At 74.8% G+C, this 12,546-nt stretch carries 12 protein-coding genes; 9 read left to right on the forward strand and 3 right to left on the reverse strand.

Annotated elements, in window-relative coordinates; all coding sequences use genetic code 11:
- The first annotated feature begins 5 nt into the window (after positions 1-5).
- Together ACSMXW_RS30590 and ACSMXW_RS30595 are read left to right on the forward strand one after the other, a co-directional pair.
- Positions 6-1,736 (forward strand): sensor histidine kinase, encoded by a 1,731-nt coding sequence (locus ACSMXW_RS30590; protein WP_485801079.1) that lies wholly within the window; start codon positions 6-8, stop codon positions 1,734-1,736.
- A 74-nt stretch (positions 1,737-1,810) separates the two neighbouring features.
- Positions 1,811-2,377 carry a GerMN domain-containing protein gene (locus ACSMXW_RS30595; RefSeq protein ID WP_485801080.1) on the forward strand — a complete coding sequence of 189 codons (567 nt, stop codon included), beginning with the start codon at positions 1,811-1,813 and terminating at the stop codon, positions 2,375-2,377.
- Positions 2,378-2,393: 16 nt separating this feature from the next.
- Here ACSMXW_RS30595 and ACSMXW_RS30600 read toward each other — a convergent pair whose 3' ends face one another.
- A complete protein-coding gene (locus ACSMXW_RS30600) occupies positions 2,394-2,963 on the reverse strand; it encodes a TetR/AcrR family transcriptional regulator (protein WP_485801081.1) in 570 nt (189 codons plus the stop codon).
- A gap of 349 nt (positions 2,964-3,312) precedes the next feature.
- Between ACSMXW_RS30600 and ACSMXW_RS30605 the strand changes: the two genes are divergently transcribed.
- Complete coding sequence (locus ACSMXW_RS30605) at positions 3,313-4,332, forward strand: alcohol dehydrogenase catalytic domain-containing protein (protein ID WP_485801082.1); 1,020 nt, start codon at positions 3,313-3,315, stop codon at positions 4,330-4,332.
- A 99-nt stretch (positions 4,333-4,431) separates the two neighbouring features.
- Here the strand turns inward: ACSMXW_RS30605 and ACSMXW_RS30610 are convergent, their stop codons facing one another.
- A complete protein-coding gene (locus ACSMXW_RS30610; RefSeq protein WP_485801083.1) occupies positions 4,432-4,614 on the reverse strand; it encodes a hypothetical protein in 183 nt (60 codons plus the stop codon).
- Positions 4,615-5,055: 441 nt separating this feature from the next.
- On the opposite strand from ACSMXW_RS30610, the gene ACSMXW_RS30615 reads away from it, so the two are divergent.
- The 6 genes from ACSMXW_RS30615 to ACSMXW_RS30640 all read left to right on the forward strand — a co-directional run bounded on the left by ACSMXW_RS30615 (position 5,056) and on the right by ACSMXW_RS30640 (position 11,435).
- Positions 5,056-5,640, forward strand: coding sequence for a hemerythrin domain-containing protein (locus ACSMXW_RS30615; protein ID WP_485801084.1), 585 nt, complete (start codon positions 5,056-5,058; stop codon positions 5,638-5,640).
- Between the two features lie 231 nt (positions 5,641-5,871).
- Positions 5,872-6,309: an SPW repeat protein gene (locus tag ACSMXW_RS30620; protein WP_485801085.1), complete on the forward strand. Its 438-nt coding sequence runs from the start codon at positions 5,872-5,874 to the stop codon at positions 6,307-6,309.
- Positions 6,310-6,452: 143 nt separating this feature from the next.
- Positions 6,453-6,620 carry a hypothetical protein gene (locus ACSMXW_RS30625; protein WP_485801086.1) on the forward strand — a complete coding sequence of 56 codons (168 nt, stop codon included), beginning with the start codon at positions 6,453-6,455 and terminating at the stop codon, positions 6,618-6,620.
- Positions 6,621-7,093: 473 nt separating this feature from the next.
- Positions 7,094-8,917, forward strand: coding sequence for a gamma-glutamyltransferase family protein (locus ACSMXW_RS30630; protein WP_485801087.1), 1,824 nt, complete (start codon positions 7,094-7,096; stop codon positions 8,915-8,917).
- A gap of 507 nt (positions 8,918-9,424) precedes the next feature.
- Complete coding sequence (locus ACSMXW_RS30635) at positions 9,425-10,846, forward strand: phytoene desaturase family protein (RefSeq protein ID WP_485801088.1); 1,422 nt, start codon at positions 9,425-9,427, stop codon at positions 10,844-10,846.
- 52 nt (positions 10,847-10,898) lie between these two features.
- Positions 10,899-11,435, forward strand: coding sequence for an O-acetyl-ADP-ribose deacetylase (locus ACSMXW_RS30640; RefSeq protein ID WP_485801089.1), 537 nt, complete (start codon positions 10,899-10,901; stop codon positions 11,433-11,435).
- Between the two features lie 21 nt (positions 11,436-11,456).
- Here the strand turns inward: ACSMXW_RS30640 and ACSMXW_RS30645 are convergent, their stop codons facing one another.
- The gene (locus ACSMXW_RS30645; RefSeq protein ID WP_485801090.1) at positions 11,457-12,206 is read right to left on the reverse strand and encodes a nucleotidyltransferase family protein; all 750 of its coding nucleotides are present in this window, start codon (positions 12,204-12,206) and stop codon (positions 11,457-11,459) included.
- Between the last annotated feature and the right edge of the window lie 340 nt (positions 12,207-12,546).

The raw sequence follows: 12,546 nt of genomic DNA on the forward strand, positions 1-12,546 counted from the left end.
CCGCCGTGGCGAGGGTCCTCGCGGCCCTCGGCGGGCTGCGTTTCCGGCTCGTCGTCGCCTTCGCGCTGGTCGCCGCCGTCAGCGCCCTGAGCACCGGCGCGCTGGCCTTCCGGGAGGCCCGCACCGGCGTGCTCCAGCAGAGCCAGGACGCGGTGATCAGGCAGTTCCGGGACAGCGTCGACGCGCTGGCGCCCGGGATCCCCGCACACCCCGACCAGGACGCGCTGGGCGGCCTGGTGTCCCAGGTGGCGCGCGCCCACCAGTCGCAGGGCTGGCAGGTGCTCGCCACCTACCGCGACCGGCGTGCCGGCTCCGCGGGACTCGCCTTCTTCGACCTCATCACCCCCGACCTGCGCACCTCCGTGCGGAGCCGGCCCAATGCCGTCTTCCAGCGGGTGAGCGACCACGGCAGGCCGATGCTCGTCGTCGGCCTGCCCGTCGCCTACCGCACCGGCGAAGGGATGCCGCCCGCGCTCTCCGGTGTCGTGCTGTACCTGGTGGTGCCGCAGGCCACCGAGCAGGCCTACGTCAAGGCGATCATCACCGCCATCGAGCACGCCGCCCTGTGGGCCCTCGCCCCCGCCGTGCTCCTGGCGCTGCTCGCGGCCCGCGGCGTGCTCCGCCCGGTGCGCGCGCTGCGCCGCGCCACCCGCCAGATGGCCGAGGGCCACCTCGACGTCCGGCTCGCCGTGCACGGCTCCGACGAACTCGCCGACCTCTCCCGGTCCTTCAACGACACCGCCGCGGCACTGGAGCGCTCCGTGACGGAACTGCGCCGCCTGGAGGCGCAGGCGCGCCGCTTCGTCGCCGACGTCTCCCACGAACTGCGCACCCCGCTCGCCGCGATGTCGGCCGTCACCGACGTGCTCGACGACGAGCTGGCCGGCCTGGACCGTGAGACGGCCGACGCGGTGGGGCTCGTCAGCGAGGAGACCGGCCGGCTCATCCGGCTGGTGGACGACCTCATGGAGATCTCCCGCTTCGACGCGGGCGCCGTCCGCCTCAACCTCGACGAGATCGATCTCGCCGAGTCCATCCGGCGCACCCTCGCCGCCCGCGGCTGGCTCCACCGGGTGGACGCCCGGCTGCCGGAGCCCGGCGCGGTGCGCGCCCAGGTGGACCCGCGCCGCCTCGACGTCGTCGTCGCCAACCTGGTCGGCAACGCGCTGCGGCACGGCGAGCCCCCCGTGGTGGTGCGCCTGACCGTGCCGGACGGACAACCGGAAGGAGCCTGGGTGCTGATCGAGGTGGCCGACAACGGCCCCGGCATCCCGCAGGCGGCACTGCCGCACATCTTCGAACGCTTCTACAAGGCGGACACCACCCGGGCGCGCAGTGAGAGCAGCGGCCTCGGCCTCGCCATCACGGCCGAGAACGTACGCCTGCACGGCGGCCGGCTGCGTGTCGAGAACGGCGCGGGGCGGGGCACCGGGGCCGGGGCGCCGGGGACGGGCGCCGTCGGTGGACCCGGGGCGGCTGCCGCGGGCGGTGCCGGCGCGAGTGCGGCGAAGGGCGCCGTCTTCACCGTCGAACTGCCGCTGCGCCGCCACTCGGCGGCCGGTGCGGGGGAGGACCCTGCGGGGCGTTCGCCGGCCGGCGGGGCGGGGGATGCTGCGGGGCGTTCGCCGGCCGGCGGGGCGCGGGATTCTGTGGGGCGCTCGCCGGCCGGTGCGGTGGAAAACCCTTCGGGGCGCTCCGCGGCGGGAGCCCCCGGAGAACGGGCGGGGCGCTCGTGAGGCGCCGCCGCGGGCCGGTCTCGGCGGGCCCCGGGCCGGTCCCGGCGGGCCGCACCGGGGGCTCGGCGACCCGTGTGACGGCCCTGCTGGCCGGGGTGCTGGGCGCCTTCCTGCTGTCGGCCTGCGGGGTCACGCCGACCAGCGTGGTCCAAGCGGGGGAGCCCGCCACCGGCATGCCCGCACCGCTCCAGGTCTACTTCCTGGACGGCGGCCGGCTGGTGGGCGTGCCCCGCCAGACGCCCGATGACCCGGACGAGGCCGTCGCGGTCCGGGCGCTCTTCGCCGGGCCCACCGAGTATGAGGCCGCCAGGCTCACCACGGCCCTGCCCCGGCTGTCCGCGCCCCCGAAGGTCGAGGCCGCCGGCGGCACTCTCGTCGTCCGGCTGCCCCCGGGGGTCGAGCGGCTCAGGCCGGCGGCGGAGCAGCAGCTCGTGTGCACCCTCGCCGAGCTGCCCCCTCGGGGAGTCGCCGAGCTGCCCCGCGTGAAGAAAAAGGCCGGGCTCCCCGCCTACGGAGGTGCTCCGCTTCGGCTGACCGTCCGCGTCATCGGCGGCGACTGGGAGACCGACCTGGGGCTCGGCACCTGCCCGCTCCTGCCGGACCAGGCGCCCGAACGGCCGGCGGTGCCCCGCACGCAGTGAGCCGTCCGGGGAGGTGTCACGCCTTCAGGGCGTCGAAGGCGGTCTCCATGTGGCGGGCGGAGACGGCGGCGTCGCCGGTGGCCTTGATCCGCAGCGCGGCACCCTCGAACGTGTCGATCAGAAAGGCCGCGAGGTCCCGGGCCGAACGAGCCCGGGTGATCTCCCCGGCCTCCTGGCCTGCTCGGACGACCACCTCGATCGCCGCGGTCCAGCGGTCGAGGCTCTCCGCGACCGCCGCACGCACCTGCTCGCCGGCCACCGGGCTCTCGCTCGCGAACGTGCCGAGGAGGCACCCGAACTCCACGCCGGTCCGCTGCGTACGCATGGCCTGGGCGTCGAAGTGGCGCCGCAGCCGCTGCAGGGGCGAGCCCTCCGTGTCCAGCACGGCCAGGTCGGTGGCCTCGGCGTAGCGCCGCATGATGGCCGCCGCGAGGGCTTCCTTGCTCTCGAAGTGGTTGTAGAACGAGCCCTTGGGGACACCTGCGGCCGCGGTGATGTCCGCCACGCTCGCACCACTGAACCCCTGGCGGCGGAACACGTCCTCCGCCTGCTCGACCAGTTTGCTCTTCACGCTCACCCGCGGCATGACACCAATATGACCAATCGGCTTGCCCGGGGTCAAGCGTGACTCCGGTCGCCGGCCAGGCCTTGGTCCGCCGCCCATGGCCCCCTTCCTGCACCCGTGCCCCCGGGCCCCGCAGGCGGCGACCAGTGGACCGGCCAGGAGGCGGAGGTCACCCGGGGGCGGGCGGCGGGGCAACAGGAACGCGCTTGACAGATATCCAAGACGTCCGGTCATATTGCGCGGTGACCGCGGGCGGATCCGTACTCGCCGTCCGCCGTCCATTGCCGCGGCGGTGGCGGAAGGCGCCGCTTCGGCGAAGGTGACCGCCCTCCGCCCTCGGTGGGGGCGAACACATCCTCAGAGGAGAGACATGTCGACATACCGTGCGTTCGAGGTGACCGGATCCCGTGACTTCCGGCTCGTCACCCGGGAGAGCACGCCGCCTCCCGTGGGCTGGGTGCGCGTCCGTGTGGAGGCGTGCGGCGTGTGCCACACCGACGTGCTCGCCGTGGAAGGGATGCGGGCGGATCCCTCGCGGCCGATCGTCCCCGGCCACGAGATCGTGGGGATCGTCGAGGCGGTCGGAGCCGGGGTGAACGCCTGGCGGGTCGGCGACCGCGTCGGCGTCGGGTTCCTGGCCGGCCACTGCGGTGAGTGCCGCAGCTGCCGGCGGGGCGACTTCGTCAACTGCGGCGACCAGCAGCAGACCGGCACCACGGCCGACGGCGGCTACGCCCAGTCCGTCATGGCGCGGAGCAACGGGCTGGTGCGGATCCCCGAGGGCATGCCGGCCGCGGACGCGGCACCCCTGCTCTGTGCGGGCCTCACGGTCTACAACGCGCTGCGGCAGGTCGACGCCCACCCGGGGGCGCTCGTCGCCGTCCAGGGCATCGGCGGCCTCGGCCACCTGGGGTTGCAGTACGCGGCCCGGCTCGGCTACCGCGTCGTCGCCATCGCCCGCGGCCCGGAGAAGGAGGTGCTGGCGCGGGAGCTGGGCGCGCACGAGTACATCGACAGCGCCGCCGGGGACCCCGGTGCCGCCCTGCGGGAGTTGGGGGGCGCGGACGCCGTCCTGGCGACCGCGGCCAGCGGCGCGTCCATGACGCCCCTGACCGCGGGACTCGCGCCCCGGGGCCGCCTGATCGTCCTCGGTGCCGCGGCCGATCCCATGGAGGTCTCCACCGGCGACCTTCTCTTCGGCACCCGCACCATCACCGGCAGCCTCACCGGCAGGCCGATCGAGAACGAGGAGAACCTGGAGTTCGCCGCCCGGCACGGCATCCGCCCGATGACCGAGGTCATGCCGCTGGCCGAGGCCCCCGAGGCCTACGCGTACATGCTGTCCGGCCGGGCGCGGTTCCGCGTCGTGCTGGCCGCGAGCGCAGCCTGAACCGGGTCCTCGCCCTGATGGCGGGGCTCGCCCCGGAGGGCGGCCCGAGGCCTCGCGCCGCGGAGCCCGGCACGCCCCGCCGCGCTCGCCGCGGCGGCCCTAGGTGCCGTCCTCGCCGTCCGTGCCCGGGGTGCCGAACCTGACCGCGTCGGCGGTCCTGCGCCGGATCTCCTCCGCGGCGCGTTGGGCATCGGCGACGACGTCGCCGCGTTCGGCTATGAGGCGGTCGTAGATGGGCGCGGCGGTTCCTTCGGCTGTCTCCACGTCAGTTCCGTTTCTCATCGGCGTCATGGGAACGGGCCGTGCGCTCCATTACCCGATGTGCCGTGCACCATGCCTCCCGCACCGTCCGTACGGCCGAGGGCTGTTGGATACGGCCCTCGCTGATCCTTTCGTGAGGGGGGTAGGTATCTGTCCTGGAGGGTAGCCGTTCGCCATGAATGCCCAGGATCGTTATCCGCGTGAGGACGGCCACCGGCGCCCAGCCGGTGGTCCGCACCCGAACCACTCCTACGGCGAACCGACCCGTGCCTCGTCCCGTGCGGGGCGGGACGGACGAGGGCGGCGGCTGCTCATCCCTGATCTGCCGCCTGCCGTTGACGTGCCCGACCTCCGTTTCTCCAGGAACTGAGCAGGGCGCAGGCCCGAGGCGTGCGGTTTCCGTCCGGTCGTGGTGGCCACTCGCAGGGGTGCAGAAACCCGCACGGAGGAAGGGGTCATGGCATGGACAAGGCAGAGCAGGAGCGGGCGCAGGCGGCGCGGTTGCCCAGCGGTGACGTGGTGGCGATCCTGCTTGAGCAGCACGCCCGGATCCGGGATCTGTTCGGCCGGGTGAAGGCCGCCCACGGGGACGAGCGGAAGGCGCGGTTCGACGAACTGCGGGCGCTGCTCGCGGTGCACGAGACCGCCGAGGAGATGATAGTCCGCCCGGTGGCGAAGGACACGGCGGGCGAGGCGGAGGCGGGGGCCCGCAACCACGAGGAGAAAGAGGCCAACCAGGTCCTGTCACGTCTGGAGCGGATGGACCTGGAGAGCCCGGACTTCGAGCGCGCGTTCGCGGAGTTCGAGCGCGCCGTGAGCGAGCACGCCGAGCGTGAGGAGGCGGAGGAGTTCCCGGCGGTCCGCGGGGGACGCAGCGAGGACCAGCTTCGGACGATGGGCCGGCGGCTGGAGACGGCCGAGAGGGCGGCGCCCACGCATCCGCACCCCACGGCGGCCGGATCCCCCGCCGCGCAGTGGATGGCCGGCCCCTTCGCCTCCCTGCTCGACCGGGCTCGCGACGCCCTCGGCGGCACGGCACGGGGCTGACCCCCGGCACCGAAGCGCGCCCGCTCGGTGCTCTCGCCGGCCGGCGTGGGCACACCGCGCGGTGGGGGTGACCTCACCCTCACCCGGCCGGAGGTCGCCGGTGGCCGCGCTCCGCGCAGAAAGGTCACAAAACGGTTAACGTGCCGTTGTTCGGCGCCCCGGGTTGATTGACGGTCCGGAACTCGGTGACCCGCCCCCTGTCACATGTCACTGCGTAAGGAGGTGACCGAGATGACGACACCGACGTCACCCGGCATCGAGCAACACCCGGACATCGTGGCGCTGCGCGCCAACTCCGAGCGTGCGACCTCCACACCCGCGGCTCAGGCCGTAGAGGGGCTGAGCCTGCTCGCGGGCCTCTACCTGGCGGCCTCTCCGTGGATCTCCGGCTTCAGCGATCTCACCACCCTGACCGTGAACAACCTGATCGCCGGCATCGCGTTCACGCTGCTGACGATGGGGTTCGTGAACTCCGCCTACGAGCGCACGCACGGCATGAGCTGGGCTGCCCTGGGGGTCGGAGTCTGGACGATCGTCGCACCGTGGGTCGTCTCGGGCAACGTCGACACGACCCGGACGATCTGGAGCAACGTCGTGGCCGGAGCGGTGATGGTGTGCTGCTCCACGGCGACGGCGGCCATGGGCGCCGGAGGAGCGCGCAGGAGCTGACCAGGTCCGACCGGGAACCCCGGGCCGGCGGTACGCGTCCGTACCGCCGGCCGTCCGTGTCGCCCTGCCGTCCGGGGGACAGGGGCTGTCCGTCGCGCCTGCCGCGGCGCACACGCCGATCGGCCGCGGGGAGGGTGGTGGCCATGGCATCGTCAGTGGCCCGGATCGCGCATCCGTGGGGCGGTCGTACGCCGTACGGTGCGGGGCAGGAGTGGCCGGCGCGGGTGGACACCTACCTGGGTGAGGGCCTGGTACCGGATCAGGTGGAGCGGTGGGTGCGTTCGGCATCGCTCAGTACCCCGTCCGGCTGATCACCGGCCGCACGCTGGACCACTTCCGCACAGGGACCGCCGGCTCCTCGACCTGGCCTCCGCGTGCCGCCCCCGGACCCTGCGCCAGATGCGCTGGTCGCACCCTGATCAGGATCATGTCCGCGCGGGCCCTCACCACCCCGTAACAGGGCCGGGGCGGGGAACGCGCCGGGCGCCCTCGCCGGCATCACGCCCGACCCGGCCGGGACCACCGGATGGTCGTCGCCCTCCACCCCTCCGCCAAGGGATGCGGGACCCGCCTCGGCCGCCGTGCTCGCGAGGCACGCCCGACCGCCACGCCCGCGTCGTTCGGGAGGCACCGGAGGCAGGAGAAGAGGCGGAGGCGGCGATCGATAGCCTGCTGGGCGACCCGGTGACGGGGAGTCCTGGCTCAGACTCCCCCGACTCCCCCAGACAGGACGCCGAGCGCCGATCGATCGAGTGATGTGCTGAACAGGCAGGTGAAAGTCCCTATGTTCACGACCCGCCCCACCCTCCAGGGCACCTTCGGGATGGTGTCCTCCACCCACTGGCTGGCCTCCCAGACGGCGATGGCCGTGCTGGAGGACGGCGGCAACGCCTTCGACGCCGCCGTCGCGGCGGGCTTCGTGCTGCACGTCGTGGAGCCGCATCTCAACGGCCCCGCGGGCGAGGTGCCGATCATCCTCGCCCCCGCCGGGGACCGGGTCCGCGTGCTGTGCGGGCAGGGCGTCGCACCCGCCGGGGCCACCATCGCCCACTACCGCGGCCTCGGCCTCGACCTCGTACCCGGCACGGGACCGCTCGCCGCCGCCGTGCCGGGCGCCTTCGACGCCTGGATGCTGCTGCTGCGCGACCACGGCACCAAGCCGCTCGCGGACGTGCTCTCCTACGCCATCGGATACGCCGAGGACGGCCACCCGCCCGTGGAACGCGTCGGTCAGACCGTCGAGACGGTCCGGGAGCTCTTCGAGACCGAGTGGACGTCGTCGGCCGAGGTCTACCTGCCCGGCGGCCGGCCGCCGCGCCCCGGCGAGCTGCTGCGCAATCCCGCGCTCGCCGCGACCTGGCGGCGGCTGGTGCGCGAGGCGGAGGCGGCGGGCCCCGGCCGCACGGAGCAGATCGAGGCCGCGCGCGGCATCTGGCGGACCGGCTTCATCGCCGAGGCGCTGGTGCGCCAGGCCCGGCGCCCCACCATGGACACCACCGGCACCCGGCACACCGGTACCCTCACCGCCGAGGACCTGGCCTCCTGGTCCGCCGGCTACGAGGAACCGGTCACCTACGACTGGCGGGGGTGGACCCTCTGCAAGGCGGGCGGCTGGTGCCAGGGCCCCGTCCTCCTCCAGCAGCTCGCCCTGCTGCCGCCCGAGCTGCCCGCCTACGGCTCGGCCGAGTACATGCACCTGCTCATCGAGGGCTGCAAGCTCGCCATGGCCGACCGCGAGGCCTGGTACGGCGACGCCGCCGAGGTCCCCGTCGACGAGCTGCTGTCGCCCTCCTACGCCGCCGAGCGGCGCGCCCTGATCGGCGAGACCGCCTCCCGCGAGCTGCGCCCCGGCAGCCCCGGCGGGCGCACCCCCGTGCTGTCCGGGCACGCCCGCTCGGTGGCCGCGGGCGGGCCCGGCTCCGCCGCGCCCGGCCTCGCCGCGGGGGCCGGCGAGCCCACGGTGGCCAAGTCCGGCGAGGCCGTGGTGACGCCGGACGGCGCCACCCGCGGCGACACCTGCCACCTGGACGTCGTCGACCGCTGGGGGAACATGATCGCCGCCACGCCGAGCGGCGGCTGGTTGCAGTCCAACCCGGTCGTGCCCGAGCTGGGCTTCCCGCTCGGCACCCGGCTCCAGATGACCTGGCTCGACGAGGGCCTGCCCAGCTCCCTCACCCCCGGCCGGCGCCCCCGCACCACCCTCACGCCGTCCCTCGCCCTGCGCGACGGCATACCCGTGCTCGCCTTCGGCACCCCGGGCGGGGACCAGCAGGACCAGTGGCAGCTGCACTTCTTCCTGTCCGTGGCGCTGCGCTCCGCGGTGCGCGGCGGGCTCGACCTGCAGGGCGCCATCGACGCACCCAACTGGCACAACGACAGCTTCCCCAGCTCCTTCTACCCGCGCGGCATGAGCCCCGGCAGCGTCACCGTCGAGTCCCGCACCGACCCCGCCGTCGTCGAGGAGCTCCGCCGCCGCGGCCACGACGTCACGCTCGGCGAGCCATGGTCGGAGGGCCGTCTGTGCGCGGTCGCGCGTGACCCGCACACGGGCGTGCTGTCCGCCGCGGCCAACCCCCGCGGAATGCAGGGCTACGCCGTGGGCCGCTGACCCTTCCGTCCACCCTCCGGCGGGGCCGCGCCCCGGTACCCCACAGGGGCGAGGGGAACTGCGCGAGCAACCACCCACCGGCCGTCCCCCACTGCCTTGAAGGCGTGGGAGGTACCCCCAGCGGGGCACGACGGGGACTGCCCCTTCGGGACGGTGGCGACGCTCGCGTCCCGTCGTGGCTGGTCGCGCGGTTCCCCGCGCCCCTTGTCGGGGCGCAGCCCCGTCCTGAAGGGGCGCGTGGAACGGCGCGAGCAAGCGAAACGGACCCGCAGTGGGCCACGGACGGACAGGCCCCGGACGAGGGGCGCGGGGAACCGCGCACGACCCCGACGGACCCGCACCGGACCACCGGCCCCGGTCCCCGCGGGCTCGCCGCGCCCCGTGCCCCCGCGCGGAGGGGGCCACCGCGGCAGCGGGGCCGGACCGGGCGGGGGCGCCCCCGCCCCTCACCCGGCGCACCGGCATATCCTGTGCCGGTGCGCGGTCGGCTGACGAAGGAGTCCGAAGGTGCCGTCAATTGTCGATGTCGTCGTGGTGGGTGCCGGCCCGAACGGCCTGACCGCAGCCGTCGAACTGGCCCGCCGCGGCTTCTCCGTGGCCGTCTTCGAGGCCCGCGGCACCATCGGCGGAGGCACCCGCACCGAGGAGCTGACGCTGCCGGGCTTCCGGCACGACCCCTGCTCCGCGGCACACCCCCTGGGCGCCGCGTCCCCCGTCTTCCGCACGATGCCGCTGGAGCGGTACGGGCTCGAGTGGCGGCACGCCGACCTGCCCATGGCGCACCCCTTCCCGGACGGCACCGCGGCCGTGCTGTCCCGCTCCGTCGACGAGACCGCCGCCTCCTTCGGCCCCCGTGACGAGGGAACCTACCGCAGGCTCGTCGCGCCCTTCACCGACCGCACCGACGCCCTCTTCCGGGACTTCATGTCCCTGCCGTCCACCGCGCTGCCCCGCGACCCCGTCACCCTCGCCCGGTTCGGCCTCGCCGGGCTGCCGCCGTCCACCTGGCTGCTGCGCCGGTTCCGGGACGAGCGGGCCAAGGCGCTCTTCGCCGGCCTGGTCGCGCACGTCATCGCCCCGCTGAACGGGCTCGCGACCGGCGCCGTCGGCCTGGTCTTCGCGCTCGCCGCGCATGCGGCGGGCTGGCCGGTGGCCCGCGGCGGCTCCCAGTCCGTCGCGGACGCCCTCGCCGGCTACCTGAAGGACCTCGGCGGAGCCGTGCACACCGACTACGAGGTCAAGCGGCTCGACGACCTGCCGCCCGCCCGCGCCTACGTCTTCGACACCTCGCCCACCGCCCTCGCCAGGATCGCGGGCCTCGGCCATACCTACGACCGCTACCGGCACGGCGCCGGCGTCTTCAAGGTCGACTACGCCCTGGACGGGCCGGTGCCCTGGACCGCCGAGGAGCCGCGCCGCGCCGGCACCGTCCAGATCGGTGCGGACAGCCGCGAGATCGGCACCGCCCTCTACACGGCCTCACGCACCCGAAGAGCGCCCGGGACACCGTTCCTGATCACCGTGCAGCCCACCCTCGCCGACCCCTCCCGGGCCCCCGAGGGCAAGCACACCTTCTGGGCCTACGGCCATGTGCCGAACGGCTGGCAGGGCGACCTCACCGACGCCATCGAACGGCAGCTGGAGCGGTTCGCGCCCGGCTTCCGCGACCTGGTGCTCGCCCGCGCCACCGCAGGCCCGCCCGAGCTGGCCGAGCGCAACCCCAACTACATCGGCGGCGACATCGCCTGCGGCGCCGCGGACGGCCTGCAACTGCTCCTCAGGCCCAGGATCAGCCTGTTCCCGTACAGCACCCCGCACCCCGCCGTCTTCCTCTGCTCCTCGGCCACCCCACCGGGCCCCGGTGTGCACGGCATGTCCGGGCACAACGCCGCCAAGGCGGTCTGGCGCCGGCTCCGGCAGCAGCCCTGAGCCCCCGCCGCGCGCTCGCCCCGGCCCCGCGCCGCCCGCCTACGATGACGCCATGACCACCCTCACGCTCGTCCGCGGAGACATCACCGAGCAGTCCGTCGACGCCGTCGTGAACGCCGCCAACTCCTCCCTGCTCGGCGGCGGGGGCGTCGACGGAGCCATCCACCGGCGTGGCGGGCCCGACATCCTGGCCGAGTGCCGCGCCCTGCGCGCCGGCCGGTACGGCAAGGGTCTGCCCACCGGCGAGGCCGTCGCGACCACGGCGGGCCGGCTGCCCGCCCGGCATGTGATCCACACCGTGGGGCCCGTCTGGTCCCGCACCGAGGACCGCTCGGCGCTGCTCGCGTCCTGTTACCGGCGGTCCCTGCGCGTCGCCGCCGAGGTGGGCGCCCGCACGGTCGCCTTCCCCGCCATCTCCACCGGCGTCTACGGCTGGCCCATGGACGACGGCGCCCGCATCGCCGTCCGGACGGTCCGCGAGGCGGCCGGCGAAGGGGCCGCGGAAGGCGTCGACGAGGTCCGCTTCGTCCTCTTCGACGAGCCGGCCCACCGGGCCTTCGAGGCGGCGCTCGCCGAGAGCGGCGGCTGACGCGCCGGCCGGCGACGCGCCTCAGCCCTCCAGGTCCGCGGTCAGGAACTCGGCGGCCGGCACCCGACCGGCCTCCCTCAGCTCCCGGGACGCCTCCAGGACGTCCTTCACGGTGTCGATGCCCCGCCAGTAGCCGGACAGCCGGTAGCCGACCAGCCGGCCGTCGCGGGCGAGGCGCGGAAAGGTGCTGTCCTCGTGGTCGCCCCGGTCGGGCAGCAGCGCGACCACGCAGGGATCGAAGGCGTAGATCCCGGCGTTGATCCAGTACGGCAGCTCGGGGGACTGCACGAAGCTCCGGATGCGGTCCGTCTCGTCCAGGTCCGCGATGCCCCACCGGGAGCGGTAGGGGGACAGGGCGACCGTGACGTGCCCGTCGTGCCCGCCGTGGTACGCGGCGAGGTCGGCGAGCGGGCAGGAGCTGAGCACATCGCCGTTCAGGACGAAGAACGGCGCCCCGGGGTCGGCCAGGGCCCGGGCCGCGAACTTGAGGCCGCCGCCCCGGCCCAGCGGCTCCTTCTCGATGGCGTACCGCACCGCTAGGCCGAAACGGGCGCCGTCGCCCACGTACTCGGTGATCAGCTCGGCCTTGTAGCCGCCCGACACGGTCACCGACGTCACCCCGTGCGCCGCCAGCCACAGCAACTGGTGGCAGATGATGGGCGCGCCGGCCACCGGCACCATGGCCTTGGGCGCGTGGTCGCTGTACGGCCGCAGACGGGTGGCCTGGCCACCCGCGAGGATCAGGGCCTGGGTCATCGGGGATGCGGCCATGCCACGAGCTCCTTCCCTTCACTTCGGACGCCTCACGGGTACGTGACGGAGCCGCCCGCACGGCTGTGCCACCGGGCGCCGCACGGTGCCGCCGGCGGACACACCGCTCGGCCCGCCGGCGCACGGCACCGCACGGGCGCTCCTCGCCGCATCCTCGCAGCGACCCGGTGCCGGACGGCGGAGCGTCACCCGGAAAGGCGGAGCGTCACCCGGAAAGCGGCGCCTGCCCGCCGGGGCGGGCGCCCCGCCCCGCCGACCGGCGGATCCCCGGTGGCCGGCCGCGCCACGGGCGCCCAGGGTGGAACCGATGCGCCCGGCACCTTGGCCGCGGGGCGCGTCC

Source organism: Streptomyces sp. DSM 116793 (genome assembly GCF_057320905.1).